The sequence below is a fragment of the Synergistaceae bacterium genome (genome assembly GCA_012521675.1).
GTDB lineage: Bacteria > Synergistota > Synergistia > Synergistales > Aminobacteriaceae > JAAYLU01.
On sequence record JAAYLU010000015.1, the window covers coordinates 50,292 to 71,456 of the forward strand.

The 21,165-nt window shown below is 58.8% G+C and carries 23 protein-coding genes and 1 tRNA gene; all 24 read right to left on the minus strand.

Annotation, left to right across the window (positions count from 1 at the left end; all coding sequences use genetic code 11):
* Nucleotides 1-7 precede the first annotated feature (7 nt).
* The gene (locus GX181_01615; GenBank protein NLM70644.1) at nucleotides 8-1,426 is read right to left on the minus strand and encodes a V-type ATP synthase subunit B; all 1,419 of its coding nucleotides are present in this window, start codon (nucleotides 1,424-1,426) and stop codon (nucleotides 8-10) included.
* Entirely contained in the window at nucleotides 1,416-3,209 is a 1,794-nt protein-coding gene (locus GX181_01620) for a V-type ATP synthase subunit A (protein NLM70645.1), read from the minus strand. The genes GX181_01615 and GX181_01620 overlap by 11 nt, the downstream gene beginning before the upstream one ends.
* A 27-nt stretch (nucleotides 3,210-3,236) precedes the next feature.
* Nucleotides 3,237-3,578 (minus strand): V-type ATP synthase subunit F, encoded by a 342-nt coding sequence (locus tag GX181_01625; GenBank protein NLM70646.1) that lies wholly within the window; start codon nucleotides 3,576-3,578, stop codon nucleotides 3,237-3,239.
* The gene (locus GX181_01630) at nucleotides 3,568-4,581 is read right to left on the minus strand and encodes a V-type ATPase subunit (protein NLM70647.1); all 1,014 of its coding nucleotides are present in this window, start codon (nucleotides 4,579-4,581) and stop codon (nucleotides 3,568-3,570) included. Before GX181_01630 ends, GX181_01625 begins: the two co-directional genes overlap by 11 nt.
* 16 nt (nucleotides 4,582-4,597) lie before the next feature.
* The gene (locus GX181_01635) at nucleotides 4,598-5,179 is read right to left on the minus strand and encodes a hypothetical protein (protein NLM70648.1); all 582 of its coding nucleotides are present in this window, start codon (nucleotides 5,177-5,179) and stop codon (nucleotides 4,598-4,600) included.
* 21 nt (nucleotides 5,180-5,200) lie between these two features.
* Entirely contained in the window at nucleotides 5,201-5,677 is a 477-nt protein-coding gene (locus GX181_01640; GenBank protein ID NLM70649.1) for a V-type ATP synthase subunit K, read from the minus strand.
* Between the two features lie 130 nt (nucleotides 5,678-5,807).
* Nucleotides 5,808-7,820: a V-type ATP synthase subunit I gene (locus GX181_01645; protein ID NLM70650.1), complete on the minus strand. Its 2,013-nt coding sequence runs from the start codon at nucleotides 7,818-7,820 to the stop codon at nucleotides 5,808-5,810.
* Nucleotides 7,801-8,133: a cell envelope biogenesis protein TolA gene (locus tag GX181_01650; GenBank protein ID NLM70651.1), complete on the minus strand. Its 333-nt coding sequence runs from the start codon at nucleotides 8,131-8,133 to the stop codon at nucleotides 7,801-7,803. Before GX181_01650 ends, GX181_01645 begins: the two co-directional genes overlap by 20 nt.
* 192 nt (nucleotides 8,134-8,325) lie before the next feature.
* Nucleotides 8,326-8,401, minus strand: a tRNA-Gly gene (locus GX181_01655).
* An 84-nt stretch (nucleotides 8,402-8,485) separates the two neighbouring features.
* Entirely contained in the window at nucleotides 8,486-9,853 is a 1,368-nt protein-coding gene (rlmD, locus tag GX181_01660) for a 23S rRNA (uracil(1939)-C(5))-methyltransferase RlmD (protein NLM70652.1), read from the minus strand.
* 123 nt (nucleotides 9,854-9,976) lie between these two features.
* On the minus strand, nucleotides 9,977-10,540 hold the full coding sequence (locus tag GX181_01665; protein ID NLM70653.1) for a 2-oxoacid:ferredoxin oxidoreductase subunit gamma: 564 nt from the start codon (nucleotides 10,538-10,540) through the stop codon (nucleotides 9,977-9,979).
* A complete protein-coding gene (locus GX181_01670) occupies nucleotides 10,530-11,360 on the minus strand; it encodes a 2-oxoacid:ferredoxin oxidoreductase subunit beta (protein NLM70654.1) in 831 nt (276 codons plus the stop codon). The genes GX181_01665 and GX181_01670 overlap by 11 nt, the downstream gene beginning before the upstream one ends.
* Nucleotides 11,361-11,362: 2 nt before the next feature.
* Complete coding sequence (locus GX181_01675; GenBank protein ID NLM70655.1) at nucleotides 11,363-12,496, minus strand: 2-oxoacid:acceptor oxidoreductase subunit alpha; 1,134 nt, start codon at nucleotides 12,494-12,496, stop codon at nucleotides 11,363-11,365.
* Nucleotides 12,489-12,701, minus strand: a complete 213-nt coding sequence (locus GX181_01680; protein NLM70656.1) for a 4Fe-4S dicluster domain-containing protein — start codon at nucleotides 12,699-12,701, stop codon at nucleotides 12,489-12,491. Before GX181_01680 ends, GX181_01675 begins: the two co-directional genes overlap by 8 nt.
* A gap of 150 nt (nucleotides 12,702-12,851) precedes the next feature.
* Nucleotides 12,852-13,538 (minus strand): hypothetical protein, encoded by a 687-nt coding sequence (locus GX181_01685; protein NLM70657.1) that lies wholly within the window; start codon nucleotides 13,536-13,538, stop codon nucleotides 12,852-12,854.
* The gene (gene tsaE, locus GX181_01690) at nucleotides 13,535-14,032 is read right to left on the minus strand and encodes a tRNA (adenosine(37)-N6)-threonylcarbamoyltransferase complex ATPase subunit type 1 TsaE (protein NLM70658.1); all 498 of its coding nucleotides are present in this window, start codon (nucleotides 14,030-14,032) and stop codon (nucleotides 13,535-13,537) included. Before tsaE ends, GX181_01685 begins: the two co-directional genes overlap by 4 nt.
* A gap of 7 nt (nucleotides 14,033-14,039) precedes the next feature.
* Complete coding sequence (locus GX181_01695; GenBank protein NLM70659.1) at nucleotides 14,040-14,273, minus strand: hypothetical protein; 234 nt, start codon at nucleotides 14,271-14,273, stop codon at nucleotides 14,040-14,042.
* Nucleotides 14,242-15,117 carry an NAD(P)H-hydrate dehydratase gene (locus tag GX181_01700; GenBank protein ID NLM70660.1) on the minus strand — a complete coding sequence of 292 codons (876 nt, stop codon included), beginning with the start codon at nucleotides 15,115-15,117 and terminating at the stop codon, nucleotides 14,242-14,244. Before GX181_01700 ends, GX181_01695 begins: the two co-directional genes overlap by 32 nt.
* On the minus strand, nucleotides 15,114-15,488 hold the full coding sequence (gene acpS, locus GX181_01705; GenBank protein NLM70661.1) for a holo-ACP synthase: 375 nt from the start codon (nucleotides 15,486-15,488) through the stop codon (nucleotides 15,114-15,116). Before acpS ends, GX181_01700 begins: the two co-directional genes overlap by 4 nt.
* A gap of 48 nt (nucleotides 15,489-15,536) precedes the next feature.
* Entirely contained in the window at nucleotides 15,537-17,711 is a 2,175-nt protein-coding gene (locus GX181_01710) for a protein kinase (GenBank protein ID NLM70662.1), read from the minus strand.
* 5 nt (nucleotides 17,712-17,716) lie between these two features.
* Complete coding sequence (locus GX181_01715; protein NLM70663.1) at nucleotides 17,717-18,496, minus strand: serine/threonine-protein phosphatase; 780 nt, start codon at nucleotides 18,494-18,496, stop codon at nucleotides 17,717-17,719.
* A gap of 6 nt (nucleotides 18,497-18,502) precedes the next feature.
* A complete protein-coding gene (locus tag GX181_01720; GenBank protein ID NLM70664.1) occupies nucleotides 18,503-18,928 on the minus strand; it encodes an FHA domain-containing protein in 426 nt (141 codons plus the stop codon).
* A 14-nt stretch (nucleotides 18,929-18,942) separates the two neighbouring features.
* Nucleotides 18,943-20,580, minus strand: coding sequence for an FHA domain-containing protein (locus tag GX181_01725; GenBank protein NLM70665.1), 1,638 nt, complete (start codon nucleotides 20,578-20,580; stop codon nucleotides 18,943-18,945).
* On the minus strand, nucleotides 20,556-21,146 hold the full coding sequence (locus tag GX181_01730; GenBank protein ID NLM70666.1) for an FHA domain-containing protein: 591 nt from the start codon (nucleotides 21,144-21,146) through the stop codon (nucleotides 20,556-20,558). The genes GX181_01725 and GX181_01730 overlap by 25 nt, the downstream gene beginning before the upstream one ends.
* Between the last annotated feature and the right edge of the window lie 19 nt (nucleotides 21,147-21,165).

The following is a 21,165-nucleotide window of genomic DNA, read 5'->3' on the forward strand; positions in this document are numbered from 1 at the left end:
CCCCCCCTTACGCCTTCACTGATACGGCATCGGCCTTTTCTTTGCTTTTCAGCCTCGGCTCCAGGTACTTCGTGATATAGGCATCCCGAATTCGCTTAAGCTCCCTGACCGGTATTACGGTCAGCAGATCCCAGCCCAGCTCGAGCGTCTCCTCGTAGGGCCTGTTCTGGTACTCGCCCTGGCGAACGTACTGGTCCTCGAACATGTCCGAGAACTTGGCGAACGCCTTGTCTTCCTCCGTCAGGGCACCCTCGCCGAGGATGACGGCAAGCTCCTTCGCTTCCTTTCCGCGGGCGTACGCGGCGAAGAGCTGGTTCATCAGGTCCGCGTGATCCTCGCGAGTCTTGCCCTCGCCGATTCCCTTGTCCTTTAGCCTGGAGAGTGAAGGCATGACGTCGACCGGCGGGTATATTCCCCTCCTGTGGAGGGTGCGGCTCAGGATGATCTGCCCCTCGGTGATATAGCCTGTCAGGTCCGGTATGGGGTGGGTCTTGTCGTCCTCCGGCATGGTGAGGATCGGGATCTGGGTGATCGAGCCCTTCTTTCCCTTGAGCCTTCCGGCACGCTCGTACATCGTTGCGAGGTCTGTGTAGAGATAACCGGGGTAGCCTCGGCGCCCGGGGACTTCCTTTCTCGCCGCCGAGATCTCGCGAAGGGCCTCGCAGTAGTTCGTGAGGTCCGTGAGTATGACGACGACGTGCATGTCCTGCTCGAACGCGAGGTACTCGGCCGCAGTCAGGGCGATTCTCGGGGTTGTGATACGCTCGATCGCCGGGTCGTCCGCAAGGTTCACGAACATGACGGTTCTCTGGATGGCGCCCGTCTTTCTGAAGTCCTCCATGAAGAAGGAGGCCTCCTCGAATGTGATGCCCATTGCGGCGAACACCACGGCGAAGTCCTCCTGGCCGCTGATGACCGTCGCCTGGCGGGCGATCTGCGCAGCCATCCTGTTGTGCGGCAGTCCGCTGCCGGAGAAAATCGGGAGCTTCTGCCCTCTTACCATCGGGTTCATCCCGTCGATGGTCGATATTCCGGTCTGGATGAACTCAGACGGGTAGTCCCTTGAGAAGGGGTTCATCGGCATGCCGTTTATGTCCAGCTTCTTCTCCGGAAGTATCGGGGCGCCGTCGTCTATCGGCTCTCCCCTGCCGTTGAAGATGCGTCCCAAAAGGTCCCTGCTTACCGGGAACTCGAGGACTTTTCCGAGGAACAGCGCCTTCGTCGACTTTATGTCGATCCCGTCCGTTCCCTCGAACACCTGGACCAGGGCATGGTCCGAAGTTATCTCCAAAACCCTGCCCCTTCTCCTCTCGCCGCTGCCGAGCTCTATCTCGACGAGCTCGTCATAGCGTACGTTTTCCGTCTTGTTCACGAGGAGAAGCGGCCCGGAGAGCTCGCCTATGGTCTTATACTCCTTAGGCAGCATCGTTTTCACCTCCAACGGGAGTGATCCCGGCTACTTCAGTCTTAATCTGATTCTCGATCTCATCGATCCTGCCGATGTCCTTCTCCTCGAGATACCTCATCCTTGCTATCGCCTCTCTGACCGGAAGGTTGAACACATCGTTCATCGTTGCGCCCTTCCGCAAGGCGTCCATGGCTATGCTGTGGAAGAGCAGGATCGTCCTTAGCATCTTGTACTGCTTCTCCATGGAGGCGTATGTGTCGATCTCGTGGAATGCGTTCTGGTGGAGGAAGTCCTCGCGAAGGGACTTCGCTGTCTCAAGGACCAGCCTCTCCTCCTTGGAGAGGGCGTCGACTCCGACCAGGCGGACTATCTCTCGGAGGTTGTCCTCCTCCTCGAGCAGGGTCATCGCCTCGATCCGCAACGGGCTCCATTCGTCGTCGAACTTCATATCCCAGAACTCGTCCAGCTTCTCCGTGTACAGCGAGTAGCTCATAAGCCAGTCGATCGCGGGGAAGTGGCGCTGGTACGCCAGGGTCGCGTCAAGCCCCCAGAAGACCTTGGCGACCCGGAGAGTGTTCTGACTCACCGGCTCGGACAGGTCTCCGCCCGGAGGCGACACGGCACCTATGGCTGTAACGGACGCCTCCCTGCCGTCCTTGCCGAGCACGACCGCCCGGCCTGCCCTCTCGTAGAAGGAGGCCATGCGGGTTCCCAGGTAAGCGGGGTAGCCCTCCTCGCCGGGCATCTCCTCAAGTCGGCCCGACATCTCCCTCAGAGCCTCCGCCCAGCGGCTTGTGGAGTCGGCCATCAGGGCGACGGAATAACCCATGTCTCGGTAGTACTCCGCCATCGTGATACCGGTGTAGATGCTCGCTTCCCGGGCCGCCACCGGCATGTTGGACGTATTTGCTATCAGCACCGTGCGTTTCATAAGCGGATGCCCCGAGCGCGGGTCCTCAAGCTCCGGGAACTCCAGGAGGACGTCCGTCATCTCGTTGCCTCGCTCGCCGCAGCCGACATAGACGACTATCTCCGCCTCGGCCCACTTGGCGAGCTGGTGCTGCACCACTGTCTTGCCGGAGCCGAAAGGTCCGGGTACACAGGCGGTTCCGCCCATCGCTATCGGGAAGAAGGTGTCTATGACCCTCTGGCCCGTGGTCATCGGAGTTACGGGGGGAAGACGCCTGGCAACGGGGCGAGCCTTGCGGACCGGCCAGCGCTGAAGCATGGTCACGTTTTGCTTCTTCCCGTCGTTCTCCAGCACCGCTATGACATCCTCGACCTTGAACGACCCCTTCTCGATCTTGGCGACTTTTCCGCTCATTCCGATCGGGACCATCACCCTGTGCTCGACCAGGATGGACTCCTGCACTACTCCCAGTATGTCGCCCTGCCCCACATGGTCTCCAGCCTTGACCTTGGGGACGAAGTCCCATTTTTTCTCCCTGTCAATGGCCGGGACGTCGATTCCCCTCGAAATATAGTGGCTCTTCGCCACGTCCTCTATGAGGTTCAGCGGCCTCTGCACTCCGTCATAGAACTGCTCGATGAGCCCCGGACCGAGCTCCACGCTGAGCGGCTCTCCGGTGCTGACTACCACCTCGCCCGGCATCAATCCAGACGTCTCCTCGTAGGCCTGGATCGAGGCCGTGTCCCCTCTGAGCTCGATTATCTCGCCTACGAGGCCGAGGTCCCCTATCCTGACCACGTCGTACATTCCGGCGCCTAACATTCCTTTTGCCACAACCAGGGGGCCGGAGATCTTCTCAATAGTGCCCTTAATTATCTTTTCAGCGGCCACAATCTATCGCCTCCATACTTCTATTCATTACTTCACCGCGAAAATGTCCATTCCGACCGCACGCTCGACGCCCTTGCGGATCGATTCAATACCGACTCCCATGCTCCCCTTTAGACCGGGGATCGGGATGAAGCTGGTATCGTACTCGTCGTTCAGTTCATCGATTCGGCTTGAATGAGATACAAAAAAGGCCTCCTGGACGAAGACGACGGCATAACCCGACCTCGCAAGATCGAGAAGGACCGCGTCGACCCTGGAAGCGTCTTCCTGTTTTACAATGCAAGGCTTCACTCCGACGGCCTGGAAAGGAAGGACTGTCTCGTACTCGCCGACAGCGGCCATGGGAGCTCCTGATATTTTAGCGGCCATGACGAAGCAACCTCCTCGCTACGCTCCTGTCCGTGTCGTTCGCCACGGAGACCAGGGCGATCCGCAGATTCTTTGCCTCGAGCTCCTTCTGCCACAGGAAGGAAATCACATTCTCAGGCGCGAAGGCCTCGTACTTGGCTCTGCCCAATACGGCGCTCACGTACTCGTCCAGCACTTTTTCCATATCTACCAGCATGGCGCCGATATCGGACATATCCTGGACGTTCGCAAAGACACCGGACACATCGGAGTAAGAGAGGATACGGGGCCAGCTCTCGACCGGCTCGTTCAGTATAGGCAACAGCTTATCCGTCGACAGCCAGCCTCCCTCGTGCATGAAGGAAGCGACATATCCGGCCTCCGCGTCCATCCGCTTCAGACGCAGGAGGTTCCGTATGTTCTCCGCGTCGATCCTGCCCTTCACCCAGCGGACGGAGGACTCGAATCCCGTCTCCGCCGCCAGCTCCGCTAGAACGGAGAACAGCCCCGCATCGAGTATGTTCTCCACCTGCAGTATATCTTTGGTCTGTTCCCACTGGGTCAGACACTGGGGCACAAGTCGATGCAGCCCGAACGGCAGAAGCCTGTAGTCCTCGCTTTCGATGGCCATGATCAGGCTGTCCGTCGGGACGACTCCCAGAGAAGTCAAGAGGTCAAAACGCCTCTCTCCGCCATCTCTGACCAGGATCGCGCTCTTGACGAGAACCTTTACATTGTGAAAGTCGTAGGGTAGGCGGCACAGGTGAACCAGGCGAACGTCGGGGACGAACTTCTGCACCTCCTCGTAGGTGTGCAGAAGCTCGGCTTCGATCACCCTGTCAAAGTCCGTTCCACCCTTGAGCTCTGCGAGCCAAGATGAATATGTAGTCTCGGCAAGGACTTTAAGGGCCGAATCCAGATCCTCGCAGTCCAGCATTCGCTGGATCAGCCCATCCTCGAGAAGACGTCCGGACATCGCCCGGAGTCGCGCAACCGTATAGGCGAAACGCTCAGCCGGAGCCATGGAGCGTCACCTCCGATCACGCCGAAAACAGCCGCTTGACAACGTCTGCCTCGATCTCGTCTCTAACCCAACGGACAAGCATTTCAAAGGAGCAATCCGTCTCGATGTCATCCTGTTCGAGATAAAAACCGCCTGAAATATCCCGCTTCTCATCGCCGAGCTTCAACGACCAGCCATTGGCCTCATTGAGCTTCGCAAGCCAATCGGCCGTTATCCTCTTCTCGGACTTTGACACCAAGACCTGCTCAGTGCCGGACTGAACGGCCTTTTTCATCAGGTCGCCGATGAAGGCGAAATACTTGTCGTCGGGCAGGGTGGCAAGGATCTTCACCGCTCCCTCGAACGCATCTGTTATCGCCCTCTGCTTCACGCCGAGCTCCAGCTTTTTCACGTCAAGGGCGGCCACGATCTCCCTTCTTCGGAAGATCTCCGGCTGTTCACCCTTGAAGCGGGAGGCGTACCCGTCCTCCACGCTCTTTATCTCCAAGTCCGCGCTCTTCTTGATGGACTCGGCGTCCTCTCTTGCCTTAGCGAGGATCCTCTCGGCCTCTTCACGCGCATCGGATTCGATTTTTTTCTTTATATCTGCCAAGGACATCTTTGCATCCCCCCAGACGAACTACAGAGTAATTCCGTTGAGGAGGATTATGCTCATTAGAAGTGAAAGAACAGCGTAGGTCTCCACCATCGCGGGCAGAATGACTGCTTTTCCCGTCTCCTCCGGGCGTTTAGCTATCATCTGGATGCTGGCGGCCGAGGTCTTGCCCTGAGCTATTGCCGAGAAATATCCTCCAATGGCGATCGGAAGGCATGAGAAGAAGATACCCAGCCCCTGCCATACGTTGACTTCCACTGGCGAACCGCCGAGCAGTCCGACCTTGAGAATGGCGAAGAAGGCGATCAGAAGCCCGTAGATTCCCTGCGTGCCGGGAAGGGCCTGAAGCAGAAGGACGAGACCGAACTTGCCGGGATCCTCCGTCATGACGCCCGCGCCCGACTCGCCTGCAATTCCGACACCGATCGCCGAACCCGCTCCAGCCCAACCAGCGGCCATTGCCGCACCAAGGATTGCCAGCATTACACCAAGAAGTTCCATAATAAGAATTACACTCCTCTCGTTTTCAGGTAGCTCTGGAATAGTTTGATCTATATTCTAGCGAAGCCCCTAAGCCAGGGCTTGTATAACAAGTTCATCCCGCTTTTTCTCGCTTGCCGGGGAGAACAGCTCATTCCTCGGATTCGCTCTTTATCGACACGAAGGCGGTCTTGTAAGTCAGGGGCGAAAAGACCGTCCCTCCACCCGAGTAGAACTTGCTGAAGAACTCGACATATTGCAATCTGAGGGAGTGGACGAAGGCGCCGAGCAGATTGACCGCGAGGCTGAATATATGCCCGCCCACCACCAGCAGGATTGCTATGGCCCAGCCGATAAAGGGGATGTCCCCGGCCAGACCGGCCAGCATGTTTATTATTACCCCTACCGCGCCGGTTGCCAGCCCAAGAGCCAGAAGGCGACTGTAGCTTAGCACGTCTCCAAGGTACGAGGTAACGTCGTACAGGCTAAGCACTCCCGAGACGGCCTTTCCAAAAATGCCCTCCTTGGCCCTCCCCTGGGTTGCTACGAGAATCGCCGCTCCTATGAAGGAGACAATCTTCGCGACCAGACCCATCCCTTCGGACAGGAAGCCGCTGGCAACCCCACCCCACAGAAGCAGACCGACAAGCAGGACGATCCATCCTCCGACGTCAGCGAAGGCACCCATGTAGTCCTTCTTTCTCAGGGCGTCGTAAAACGCTATGAACAGACCGAAAAAGAGCTGGATCACTCCCAGCGCCAGTGATATGGCGAGGAAGCTCATCGGATTGTCCATCGGGTTGAGGATCAGGAAGAAGTCCTTCGCAGGGCGAAGGAACGACAGGAATGAGAATGCGTCCACCATATCGCCGAACCAGCTTCCCGTCAGAGCGCCTACGATGATCGTGGAGACCCCGGACAGTATGAACAGCTGGAAGAAGCCCTTGAAAGACACGGGCATGTCTTTGAACTTCTTGGTGAACCACATGAACAGACCGACCGTTATCACACCATACCCCGCATCCCCTAGGCACATTCCGAAGAAGATGAAGAAGAACGGGGCAAGAAGGGGTGTCGGATCTATCTCGCCGTACTTGGGCACTCCGTAGAGACGCGTGAGGTTCTCAAACGGCAACGACCAAGGGGCGTTCACCAGGAGTGAAGGAGGTGAGTCCTCCGGGGAGGGCTTGAACAGAAAGAGCTCCACCGAAGTTCCAAAAGGAGAGAGAGCCTTGGTAAGACGAGGGACCGCGGACTCCGGAACCCATCCGCGAAGCATTACCACCTGTTCGGTGGTGGCCCCCGATGAGAGAGCCTGGTACCTGTCTCGCGTGACCGTCCAATAGTCGCTCAGGGATCTGATATCCAGGACGTGCCCGGCTGCTATGTCGGCGATCTCTTTTAATATTTTCTCCTCCTCGGCCGTCAGAAACACCTTTCTCTCGGCCATGGCGGCACTCTCTTCTTCAACAGTTTTTTTCAAGGAAAGGGGAACTTCGACCCTGCTGAAGGAGTGCTTCGCAAGAGACTCCGCGACCTTCTCGGCGAGGGATTCTTCGTAGAAGACGGCCACCCAGCCCTCCTGCTCTTTTTCATCGGGGATGGAAGTGTACACCTCCCCCATCGAGGACAGTACGGCTTCAACCTCCGCCCTCCACGCCTCGATTTTGGACACGGGCATAGTGCCGAGAACTCCACGGACGCGTTCCGTCCCGTATGTCAATAATTCGAAGGGATAGGGGAAGTTCACGAGGGAGGACAGCAGAACCTCCGTCGAGCTGATCTGAGCCAACTCCGAGCGTATCTCTATAAGACGACGTTCAAGGGCTCTGACATCGCCGGAAAGGGACATCATGTCCGTCCGCTCCTCCAGCGCCTTGCCTTCTGTTAGGGAGAGAGCCTCCCTGTCTCCGAGGGCTCTTGCCATAGGGGATACTTCATCGTTGAAATGAGGTTCCAGAAAACGAAGAAGAAACCGGGCCTCTGCAAGCAGACTTTCTACTCGCTGCAGATCGGGATGGATGAGGGCGGTTCCTTCAGATGCAGAGTCGCTGTCAAAAGGGACAACTTCATACGACCCTGTCTTTTGAAGTGCGTTCAGCACGTTGTCCAGATCAGACTTGTGAACGAACAACTCGGCCTTTTTAATGCCCTCCACTGCCATATCGAGAAATCACCTCTTCTGAAATCCACTGGGCCGTGCCGTCCGTCTTTCGGCCGTACTGACCGGCAAGTTCTTCGGACTTCTTTCGACCGGCTTCAAGGGATGTTCTAGCTTTTTCCTCCGCTTCCTGCTCCGCCTTGGCCGTGTTTTCCTTGAATAGCCTGAAGGCCTTCTGCTTTGCTTCTTTAATCCTGAGTTCAGCTTGGTTACGGGCTTCAGTCACCATTCGAGCGGCTTCATTCCTTGCCTCTTTCACAATCTCCTTCGAACGGGCCTCAACCTCCTTGATCTCTTCAGCCAGATTAGCTGCCATGCGCTGCACCTCCTCTCGAGAGAAATAATCACTTTAACTACTATCAGGTTTAAGGACACCATAAATATCAACTATTTTATTACCAGTCGGAATTTGTGTCAAACGCAAAGACATGTCTAATGAATAACCATTAATTCACTCTCATTAATACTGAATTCTGAATGGGGACACAACGGAAAGCGAGGGGGAAAATGGAGCGGACAACGGGATTCGAACCCGCGACCCTTAGCTTGGGAAGCTAATGCTCTACCAACTGAGCTATGTCCGCGCCTCAATTTTTTCCGATGGTATTATATCCGCCGTTCCCCAAATATGCAAGGCTCGTTTTTCCGATTAGAAAGCCGGCTGATAGTCAAGCGCGTTTGAAACATGCCACCGTTTCGACATGGACTGTTTGAGGAAACATATCGAAACATGTCAGGTCCTCGATCAGAAATCCACCGTCGCAAAGCAGAGCCGCGTCACGGGCCAAAGTCGCGGGGTTGCAAGAGACGTACACGACCCTGTCGGGGCGTCGCTCGATTATCGCCCCGAGCACATCCGCATCACAGCCGGTCCGCGGAGGATCCAGCACCACCGAGTCAAAACCGCCGTCCAGGGAGGGAATGACGCATCCGACCTCGCCTTCTATCACCTCCACCCTGTCCGACAGGCCGTTCCTCTCCATGTTTTTCCTCATCATCTCCACGGCCGAAGGCCACTCCTCCACCGAGGTCACGCGAGCGCACCTCTCAGCGATAAAGGCAGTTAGCGCGCCGACGCCGCTGAACAGCTCCAGGACCTCCTCGCCCCCGCCAGTTGAACAGGTGTATGCCGCGTGTTCGAAGAGGGCCCTGGCCTGGTTCGTGTTCACCTGGAAAAAGGACGTGGAGTCGTAGTCGAACGCGAACGGGGGAAGCACCTCACGGAGGAGCCCGTCGCCGTGGAGGACGTACGTTTCGGGGCCAAGGATCACGTTTCCCGGCGCGGTGTTTATGTTCAACGTGAAGCTCCTCAGGGTGGGGACAGCCTCCATCAGGGAGGGCAGGAGAACTCTCCGAAGCACGTCCCTCTCCTCCTGCGTCGGATGCCTCGACAGAACGAGGGAGACCAGTGAATCCGGACTGTTGATGCCCTGGCGGAAGATCGCGTGGCGCAGGAGGCCCCTCTCGACGCGCTCGTCGTAGGGCTCGAGGCCGAGGGTAGGCAGGATCTTCGAGGCCCTGGCGAAGAGGTTATCTATGAGTGGCCCCGACACCGGGCATGAATCCATCGGCACGACATCGTGGCTCCCCCTGGCGTAGTAGCCCATTGTCGCGCGCCCGCGATACATCCGGATGGGCTGTGCGGTCTTGTTGCGATAACCCGTCCGGTCCGGACTAGGGACGCAAGGAGATATGGGGGGGAAGGGCCTTTTGCATATTCGACGAAAGGCGTCCTCTAGGATCGACCTCTTAAGCTTGAGCTGAAGAGGGTAGGAGGCATGCTGAAGCTGGCAGGCGCCGCAACGGTCGTAGACAGGGCAGAAGGGGGTTGTCCGCTCTTCGTGCGGCTCAAGCACGTCCACGCACGTCGCCGTGGAATAGCTCTTTTTTGTCGCTATGATCTTCGCTTTTACCGTCTCACGAGGCAGAGCCTTGCGAACAAAGACCACTCCACCGTCAGGCAGTCGGCCGATGGAACTCCCGTCGCTGCTGATCCTGTCGGTTCTTATGACCACGACATCCCCTCTTGCGGCCAAATCTACTCCTCCCTCTTTATCCCCCGTTATTCTACACGAGAATCCTCGGCCATGACAAGAAACCGCGCCCGCTCCCATTCGGGATACGGCCGCGGTTCAGAGGATATGCCAGTTATGAGCGATCTAAAGGTGGATGCTATTTTTGAAAATGGCGTACCCTTCGTCGAATGCCTGCGAGTTCATCTGCTTGGTCTTCTCGGGCACCTTCGCCAGGATTGCCTTCTTAACCGACTCCGGCCGCGCTATCTTCTCCAGTTCCAGAACCCTGGCGACCGCTCCAAGGGCGACCATATTAGTGGTTATCTCGTTTCCCACCTTCTCGCGGGCCGTGCGTACTATGGGCAGGTAGTAGATGTTCGCGTCGACGTGCGGAAGGCTCGTGACGAAGAAGTCGTCGTATATGATGCGCCCGCCGGGAAGAGTGTCCGGCGCGTACTCCTCTGCCGCCTGTTGGGTGAGTATCACCTGCAGGTTCGGCTTCATCGCCTTCGGATAGTCTATAGGCTCCGTGGCGATGATCACTTCCGCCTTGGACTTGCCGCCTCTCGCCTCCGGGCCGTAGGACTGGGTCTGTACCACGCTGAGCCCTTCCTCGAAGAGGGCGGCCGCCTCCCCGGCGACCACCGCTGCAAGAATTATGCCCTGCCCGCCGGAGCCGGCGAAGCGTATCTCATATCTACTTGCCATCTTTCAGTCCTCCCACCCTTTTGACCAATGCCTGGTACTGCTCAGTGTACTCGGGGATCTTTTTCTTGACGAACTCCCCGACAACGATTTTGCCGGCAAGCTCCTCGGGCGACATGTCCTTGGCCTTTACCATGGGAACCGAGTTCGCCTTGAAGAAGTTGACGTTGTCGATAGGCGTCCTGCGGTTGTTCTTCCGCCCGAACTGGGTGTGACAGTGAGTAAGAATCTCGACCACGGAGAAGCCCTTGTTTGTGATCGCAGCCTGTATGAACTGTTCCGCCTGCTTTGGGTTGGCGATGGTGGACCTTGCGACATAGGTCGCCCCGGCGCCCTCGGCCAGCCTGCAAATATCGAAGGCGGGGTCTATCGCACCATAGGGGCTGGTCGTAGCCCAGCACCCGGAGGGAGTCGTCGGCGAGATCTGCCCGCCCGTCATCCCGTAGATGTTGTTGTTCATCACGATCGCCGTGACGTCGATGTTCCTCCTGCAGGCGTGTATGAAGTGGTTTCCACCTATCGCCGCGCAGTCGCCGTCGCCCATTACATCTACCACGGTCAGCTCGGGATTGGCCAGCTTGATCCCAGTGGCGAAGGCCAGGGAGCGTCCGTGCGTGGTGTGAACCGTGCAGGCGTCGATATAGCCTGCCATCCTGCTTGAACAACCGATACCAGAAGCGATTACCGTCTGGGTCTTGTTCTTTCCAAGATTGACCAGGGCCCTCAGCAGGGAGTGCATAATAATTCCATGTCCGCAGCCGGGGCACCAAATATGGGGGAAAAACCTGGTTCTTAGCCAGTTGAAAACTTCAGGGGCGGGCATCTCTAGGCCACCTCCTCGATGAGGGTCAAAATTTCCTCGGGCTTGAACAGCTCGCCGTTCACGAGGTTTTGGGGCACTACCTTGGCCTTTCCTCGAACCGCCCGCTCCACCTCGAGCACCATCTGGCCGCAGTTAAGCTCGGGCACGATTATCGTCTTTGCCTTCCTGGCCAGTTTCTCCAGCTCCTTGTCCGGGAAGGGCCAAAGGGTCACAGGACGGAAAAATCCCGCCTTGATCCCCCTGACACGGGCCTCGTGAACTGCGCGCAGGCTGGTGCGGGCCACGCTTCCGTAGGCGAGGACGAGGATCTCCGCGTCATCTGTCATCACGGTCTCGTACTCGACTATATCGTCGCGGAAGCGATCTATCTTGCGCATCAGGCGCTTCATCATCTTCTCGATCTCTTCGGCGTTGTTCGTAGGGAAGCCCCACTCGTTATGCGTCAGCCCGGTGATGTGCCAGGTATACCCGTCTCCGAACGAGGCCATGCAGGGCAGATCGTCCTTGGGGTCCGGCTGATAGGGGATGAACTTCTCGGGGATATCCACTGGGCGCTTTCTCTCCGTCAGATCCTTCGGGGTTATCTTGGGAGGGACGACCTTCTCCCGCATGTGACCAATGATCTCGTCGCTCATTATGAGTACGGGCTGACGGTACCTCTCGGCCGCATTGAAGGCCTTGATCGCTATCTCGTAGCACTCCTGGACGGAAGAGGGGGCGTAGCAGATAACCCCGTGGTCGCCGTGAGTCCCCCAGCGGGCCTGCATGACATCCTGCTGGGCGGCTTTGGTGGGAAGCCCCGTTGAAGGTCCTCCTCTCATAACGTCGACGACGACTATGGGGATCTCTGCGATGTAAGCGAAGCCGAGGTTTTCCTGCTTGAGTGAAAATCCGGGTCCGGACGTGGCCGTAAGTGCTTTCTTGCCTGCTATCGAGCCGCCTATCGTGGCCGCGATTCCTGCGATCTCATCCTCCATCTGTATGAAGCACCCGTTGAGCTTTGGAAGCTCCTGGGCCATTATCTCGGCGATCTCGGTCGAAGGGGTGATCGGGTATCCCGCGAAAAACCTGCATCCGGCCGCCAAAGCCCCGTAGGCTAGCGCCTCGTTTCCCTGCCAAAAAGCCACATCAGGCATCCTTAACATCCTCCTTAACCGTAATCGCCAGATCCGGGCATATATTCTCGCACTGCCTGCATCCTATGCAGTCATCCTGCCTTGCAACGACGGCCTTCTGACGGATCTCGTCGAGTTCCAGCACCTTTTTCGGGCAGATGTGAATGCATAGAGAACAGCCCTTGCACCAAGAGTTATTGACCAAAACCTCGTGTTTCTTCGGCAAGAAAGTCACCTCCTACGTTATCTTAGAGACCACGACAAAAACAACGTTGAGCTAAAGAAAAGAATATCCCCTATCATCTGGACAAGCAAGCGCCTTCCAATATTTATCTTTTTTATCTAATAGGAATGAAATGGATAAATATGATAATAATTAGCGGGCTCGTCCAGTGTCCGGGTCACGATGGAAGGATGCCCTGATAAGAGAGGGAATTACTGCGGAGTCCTTTTTCCGCAAGGCCATTGCCACGGAGGTAGACCCCCTGGGGAGGACTTGTTCCATTCTTTCAACTGCTGGGAAAAGACGGGCCGTTTTTTCCGGCCTGTCGGTCATCCATGAGACGTCCTTGAAACCGTCCTTCATCACCGAGGAGACGGCCTCCAGAAACTCTTCCGGGATATAGGCGCGTTCCGGCAAAAGGCGCGTCAAAGTGCAATTGCCCCCCTCTGATTCATAAAGGGCGCCGTAAATCTTCCCACCGCCGCCCTGGAGCACTACAGCAGCCGTACCGCAGGCGAGCCCCAACCCCTCCGATGCTGTGCACTCGAGGGATGAAAGCGGTATCACCATTTGGCCTCCGGCCCAGGCTAAAAAGGTTACGAACGAGATGCCGACCTTTATTCCGGTGAAGGACCCCGGCTCGGTCACCACCGAGTACAGGGATACGGACTCCACTCTTACGGCCAGGGAGTCGAGCAGGCTTTGAAAAAGCCCCGGGAGCATCGACGCCTGCCTCATCCTCGCGTCGACGTTCACCTCACCGCGCACCATCCCGTCTATCGCCACCCCAAGCGTGGTCCACGCGGTGCAGCAGTCCACGGAGACAATAATCTCACTCATAAATATAATTCCCTCTTCATATCCAAAAATAGTTGCTCCAACGCCCGTTTCGCCATTTCCCCCTCGGCCGAGAAGGTCAACTCCCTCTCGTCGTCTTCACCGGTGAAGGCGAAGGATATTCTCCACAGCTGCGAGAAGTCCCAGGGCGTTCCCCTGTCGGCCCACTCTATGAAGATCACGTCGGCGACATCCATGTAGTGGTCCATATCCAGCTCCGACGGGTCTACGAAGGAGAGCCTGTACAGGTCTGAATGAACCACCGTCCTTCCGTCGCACTCATATACGTTCACCAGGGTGAAGGAAGGGCTTCGTATATTCGAGCATCCCAGAGCTAGACAACATCCGCGGACAAGGACTGTCTTCCCCGCTCCGAGATCTCCCTCAAGCAGGATGGCGAGGCCGGTGAAGGCGCGTCTTGCGATCATCTCCCCGACATGGGAGGTCAGTTCCTCAGACTCGGACCTGATGGTAAAGGGGAAACGCTCCACCTTCATCGACCCTCTATTTCCTCTTCCGTCTCAGGAGAAAAACAGCGAGCAGGGTTCCAGCACCCACGAAGTAGAGCAACAAGACCATCGGCGCAAGCGTGATCTCCTTTACGCCCATCCTGCCTACGCCGAATATCCAGAGCGCAGCCATCGCGAAACTCGCGAGGCTGATGCGGAAGCCCTTCCATCGGATTCGCTCCGTCTTGTTCTGCTCTTCATCCCAGTCTATGCGTTTTCTTTCCCTCATTGCCTCTCTTCCTCATACTTCCGATTACCTTCGGCATGGCATCCGCCACCTCCGACGCCAACGCCCCGTCTATTCCACTTTCGCAGGATATCATCCGTCCGGCCCTGCCGTGCACATAGGCTCCCAGGCGGGCGCTGTCGAACAGCGAGGCCCCCGAGGCCGCAAAGGCCGCTATCGCACCGGAGAGTACGTCACCCGATCCGGGTATCGCAAGAGTCTGGTCCCCCTCCTCCACGGTATCCGAGCTGATACCGTCGTGGATCAGAGTCCTCTTGCCCTTCAACAGGACAACACCGTAGCGAGATGCGATCGTCCGCGCCGCGGCCTCCCTGTCCTCGGAGACTATTTCGCGAGCGAGGCCGAGAAGATGTGCCGCCTCTCCCTCGTGCGGCGTGAGCAGGACCATGTCTCGGCTCGGACGTCGATCCCAGAAGAGCGGAAGCCAGAAAAGACCATCCCCGTCGACCACCAGGGGTTTTGTCCAGGTTTGCATCATTATCCGCACCACCTCCCCCGCCTCGACCGACCTTCCCAGGCCGGGGCCGAGGACCATGCAATCGACACGCGACTCCCAAGAGCTCAGCAACTCGAGGACGGAATCGACCGTACGTCCGAAAAGACCGGACAGAAACACTGCCTCCGGCAGCGAAGAGGCAGCGGCCGCGCAGATCGGCTCGTCGGAGAATATCACCGCGAGACCGCATCCCGCACGAAGAGCTCCCCGTGCGGCGAGAACCGGGGCACCCCTGTAGATGTCGCATCCACCGACGACGACCACCCCTCCCCGGACCCCCTTGTGCATCTCCTCCGGTCTCTCCGGCAGAAGGGCTTCGTAGACCGTCATTCGACCGCCTCGAGGACGACCATCGCGACGGCATAGTCGCCTTCGTGAGATATGGAGAGAAAAATCTTCTCAGATCCCCCTAACGGCATTTTATCCTTTATTGAATCAGCTACCCGGATCAACGGCGCGGCGTCCGTCCTCTCCAGCCGGATGCCTCCGCCGAACGCAAGTGCGTACATCGGAATCCCCGAGGCCTTGGCGAAGGCCTCCCTCGCGGCGAAACAGGCCGCGAAGTGCCTCGCCGGCCTGGCCTTGTCAAGAGCGTAGCTTATCTCGTCCGAACTGAAGACCCTCTGCACGAATCGATCCGATCGTATTGCCCTCTCCATCCGGGCGATACTACAAAGGTCGACTCCTATGCCGATAATCACGCAAACCCTCCCCGATGGGGGCGACGACCTTCCATAGGTTCAAGCAGGTCACTCGCCTCTTTTCATCTTGTCCGAAAGACGCTCCAGGGCCACATTCGCGAGCGCATGACCTCCGGCCGCCGCCCTGCCGTACCAGTCGGCCGCCCTATCGATGTCCTTCGGGACGCCCCTCCCGAACTCGTAGCAGAAGCCGAGTCCAAACTGGGCGGAGATTTCGCCCTGCTCGGCGGCCTTGCGGTACCAGGCCGCGCCCTTGGCATCGTCGCGCGAAACTCCCGTACCACCTGTGTATATTCGGCCTAGAGCGGTCTGCGCCTCCGGGTGCCCTTGGCCTGCGGCCTTTTTGTACCACTTTGCGGCCTGTACCGGGTCGGGGTCCACTCCCCTCCCCGTATCGTACATATCCCCGAGGACAAACTGGGCATGGGCCGACCCGGAGGCCGCAGCCCTGCCATACCAGAAGGCCGCGGCTCTTTCGCTTCTGCTCACGCCCTTCCCCTGTTCATACATCCGCGCCAGTATCAGCTGTGCCTCGGTATGCCCCTGCTCTCCGGCCCTTTGATACCAGTCCGCGGCCTGAGTCTCGCTCGGCTTGAACCCCAGTCCCTGTTCGTAGAGACTGCCCAAACTGAACTGGGCCCGCACGTCGCCCTGTTCTGCGGCGCGCCTGTACCACTTTGCAGCCTGAGCATAATCCTGCTTCCTCCCCCTGCCGCTCTCATAGGCCAGGGCCAACGAGTGCTGGGCATGCACATATCCCTCTTCGGCCGCCTTCTCGTACCAGTCGGCAGCCCTGGACGGATCGGGAGGCCCAAGGGTACCGGAGGAACTCATTCTGCCGAGAGCGTACTGGGCCGCCGCGTCTCCCTGCCTAGCAGCCTTCATGTACCATTCGGCAGCCTTCTCGCGGCTGCCGAACAGCCCTCCGAACTCGTAAAGCCTCCCCACGCTCCTCTGCGCCGAGGGGTCTCCTCCCTCGGCCCTCTCCATCAGGTCCCTCGCGGCAAAGAAGAGAAAACCTCCGCCCGCAAGCAGGGCCAAGGAGAGAAAGAAGAATAACCAAGTGACAAAGCGCCTGATCCTGCCCCTGGGCCTGGCGGGTTTCTTCTGTTTTCTTCGCGAGGCGGCATGAGCGTCGGCTCGCTCCGACTCGGGCCTTTCAGGGGCTCGCGGGGTCGCTTTCGCATCGTAACTTGAAAAACGAACATCCCCCAGCAGGCCCTCCTTCAGCTCCCTCATGCTCTGGGGGCGATCCTCCGAGGCTAGCGAGAGGGCGCGCATCAGCGCGGCCTCCGCATAGCCGGGAATAGATATCCCCATGCTTATCGGCGATGGGAGCACGTCTTCCTCCAGCCTGTCGAGGGCATCCGCCGGGACCATCCCCGCGATGCACCGGTAGAAAGTGGCCGCCATGCCGTAGACGTCGGACCATGGGCCGAGCCTCCTGCTGCCCCTGTACTGCTCCGGCGGGCTGTAGCCCTTTTTGAGGATCACCGAGTGGTGGCGCTGCTGTATCAGGGAGAGCACTGTCTTTGACGCGCCGAAGTCCAGCAGCTTGATCTGCCCGAAGCGGGTCAGGAAAATGTTGTCCGGGCTTATGTCCCTGTGGATCAGTCCGGAGGCGTGCACTTCGTCGAGAGCGTCCATCAGCGGGGAGAGAATGGCGAAGGCCTCCCCGAAGGAGAGACGTCCTCCCCTCTCCTTTATATGCGCCATGAGGGTCCGTCCCTCGAGCAGGGTCATCACCATGTAGGCGGAGCCGTTCTCCTCGAAGAAGTCCTTCACCGAGACGATGCACGGGTTCCCCTCGAAGCGCGCGAGCGTCCTCGCCTCCTCGATGAACTTCTCCATCCCCTTGACGAAGTCCTCCCTGATCTCCTCCGATGCGTGGGTGACGGATCTGTCCTCGGGGTTTCGTATCGCGAGCCCGGTCGGGAAATACTCCTTGATAGCGAGCTTGGTCTTCAAAAGCAGGTCCATCCCCAAGTACGTCATCCCGAACCCGCCCTGCCCGATCAGCCTCCCCACGACATAGCGACCGTGTACGATCGTGCCCGGCTTCAACCGGTTCCAGTCGCCGTCGGTCGACTTGGATTCGCTGTAGCCGCAGGCAGGGCAGACGTCCTCCCCCCGGCCGGGGGAGAAGCAGGCAATGCAGAGAGAGTTCAGATCGGCGGAAAGAGGCCCGGTGGAGGGGTTGAGATCCCGGTGCTCTTCGGTCAACGGGATCACCCCTCGCTCACGAGGGCCAGACAAAGGACCGTGACATTGTCCTGAAAGGGACGCTTCTCCTCAAGGACTCGCTCCACAAGCGCGCTGCTCCACTCCTGCGGATCACGCGAATAGAGGGCGAGGATGGCCTCCTCGTCAAGCGTCTTGTACAGGCCGTCCGAGCAGAGAAGCAGGGTGAAGCCGTTCGGGGGAAGCCCCTCTCCGGAGCTCAGGAGAGACCCCCTGCCGATCCTTGGTATCTCGATGTTGCCGACATAGCTGATCAAGGCCTCCCTTCTCGGGTAGCTCAGCGCCTTCTCCCAATCTATGCGCCCCCTTCTCGCCGCCCTGTCCAGGTCGTTGCCGCACGTGTGATCCTCGGTCAACGGGGTGAGGCTCTGTCCATCGGTCATGTAGAGCCGGCTGTCGCCCGCGTAGACCCAATAGACGCCTCCCTCGTGGATTACAGCGGCGACAAGGGTGGCGCCGCAGTCGCCGATGTGTCCGATTTCCGTCGAAAAGCTATAGACTGCCTCGTTCGCATCCAGAATGGCCCTCTTGAGGGCCTCCTCGATCGTCTCGTCGAGCCCTTTCCGAGAGTATGACTCTATGAACTCGGCGACGGCGATTTTGGCTGCCTCTCCTCCGTCCGCGTGCCCGCCCATGCCGTCGGCCAACACAGCCAAGGCCCCTCCGTGCGCTAAAAAAGAGGCGTTTGAGAGGTCGCTGAAGGCAAAGGCATCCTGCTGCTCGCTCCTAGCGCCTATGTGCTGATGGTTGCCCGGCATGATCTTCATCTATGTCTACTCTCCTCGATGGATCTCGAACTCGTTGTTTTCATCGCCAAGGCGAAAACGACCGCCGGGTGCCATGGACACTGGAGCTGTCATGCGCATCCACTCCGCCCCCCGCAATATGTATACACCGTTCGTGGAGTTCAGGTCCTCCAACACCACGCCGCCGCTCACGGACCCGACCAGCCGCGCATGCAACCTGGACACGGCGGGGGACTGAATCACCAGGTTGCACCGAGCTGGGTCCCTCCCGAAGACCAGTCCCTCCGGCGGTATCGGTATTACCTGTCCCATGAAATTCCCGGCGATCACGAGGACCGACGCCTTTCTTACGGGCCTCTTCTGCCGGTGCCGCACGATAAAGAGAGCCCCCCACCCCCAAACCAGGCCGCCTCCCACCAGGAGTGCGCCTACCGCCAACGCAACATAGTGCAAGGATCATCAACTCCTCACGAGACGCCGATTATTCGTATTCTCAGCTCCGTCTTACCAAGAGTGAGACGATCTCCGTCCTCGATCGGGTAACTCGTCTCGATTGGCACGCCGTTGACCATCGTTCCATTGGAGGAATCCAGATCGCGCACTAAGAGCTTCCCGTCGGTATACTGCAATTCGCAGTGCTTGGCCGAGATCGTGGCATCGCCGGGGACGACCAGGACGGAGGGGGCTACTCTCCGCCCGAGAACCAGCCTGTCCCTTATCTCGGCTTTCAGGGGCGGGCCCGTGTAATTGGCGTCGAACGGCGTAAGCTCCACCCTCGCCGCAGGAGCGCCCGAAAGCAGACGGGTCTGTGCCGTTTCGTTCAATGCAGCGGCCGATTTTCTATCGCCCGAGCCTCGCCGTTTTACGTATACGAAACCGGCTACGACCAGAAGGATCACCCCCACTGCAACAAAAACGCTGCCCCAAACAAACGAACCGGGCTCGTCGGTTTCCGGCACAACCGGCGTAGATGGCGCAGGGGCCAGGACAAGCCTGATGTCCACGCCGTCCATAAGGGTACGGTCGCCCTCGGAGCATGAGAGCTCAAGCCTCTTGACGGTCGATTCCGGCCCGGTCTCGCTAAGCTCGGTCACGAGGACAAGCGCTTGGTCCAGGGAGGATGCCACAGTGTCGAAAACCTGGTTGAAGTGGGAGGTCCCGGTCCGGTAAAGCTCCCCTCCCGATCGTCTTGAAAACTCTCCGATTACCGAGAGGGCAGAGTCCTTCTCGTTTTTGGCCATTGTCCTCAGGACTCCGATCAACTCGCTGGAGACTCGGCCGTCCCAGGCCACTCCCCTGCTCTGCTGAAAGACCCTGATGGCGGCCGTCGTGCGCGGTCCCAACTTTCCGTCGACCGGCCCAGCGTCGTAGCCGAGTTCGTTCAAGAGCTGCTGCGCCGCTATTTTCCTGTTCGCGCTCTCCCTCTCGGGCGAGTCAAACAGGACGGAGTAGATGGGGATCGGATCCACCGCCAGCGCGGAACGGACCTCCTCGGCCGTGGCGCTTCCGGTCGACACCCTGAAGCCGTCGCTGCACAGCACGATGATCCTCCGGCCAGGCAGTCCCGCGCTCCTGGTCCTCGCCAGCTCGAGGGCACGAAGAACCGCCAGGTTCAGATCGGCGCGTTCGTCCTCCGGGGAGAGGGACTGCACTGCATATAAAAGCGCGTTCTGCTCGGCGGTGAAGCCCTGCGCCAAGGAAACCCCCTCCCCGAAAGAGATGACAGAGGCGCGATCACGAGGACCCAGCCTGCGGATCCAATCCGAAACGGCCTGTTGAAGCTCGACGAACCGCTCGCCTCCGACCGATGCGGACGTGTCTATCGCAAACAGAATCAGCAAGCCGTCGTCCACGGCGGAGTATCGCCGAACCTGCGATAAGGCGAGCGGCACCCCGCCGAGGGAGGCGGAAAGGTCTTCCGTGTCTGAGAGATCGCGAGGGGCCCCTTCTCGGTCAAGCAGGTCCGCGTAGACGGTCAACGACGGGTAGTCCAGCCAGGCCTGCCTTATCCCCAGGGACGACGGAGAAGCGAACGCCTCTCTCCCCAGGAGCAGTACTATGATCAGGGCCGCGAGGCGGCTCAGGCCTCCTGCTCTTCTTCCCATTGGAACTCTTCCCCGCACAGGGGTATGAACAGAAACTCGCTTCGCCCCATCTCCAGCCGATCGTAGGCGTTCAGCTTCTCGGAGGCCGACACTTCCTCCCCGTTCAGGTAAATCAGCCCGCGACCACTGCCCGCCTGCACCCTGAACGACCTCTTCTTGGGGTCGTAGACCACGAACGCGTGATCCACCCTCGATATGGTATCGTCGCTCGATATGCATACGTCCATCGAGTCGGCCCTGCCGATGGAATTCTTCTCCGACCTTATCCTGTAGTCGCGACCCCTGTCCGGCCCCTTGATGCATACAAACCAGCCTACCACAGGGTCGATGCCTATCTTTCTTTTTACGACGGCCACGGTATGCCCCTCGTCGATCGCGCTTTTAGAGGGAGGCGCGTCCTTGCGGGACAGCTTTATCGTAGATTCCTCCGCTCCGGCCGGGCGATTCTTCCCAATGTCGACCATGCGCGTCCTCTCCACCTCGTCCGACGGTAGCGCGCACCAAGGACAGGAGCTGTTTACATCCGGATCGTAGAAGTGCCCGTTGGGGCATCGTTTAATTGCCATTCATCACCACTCTCTTTCC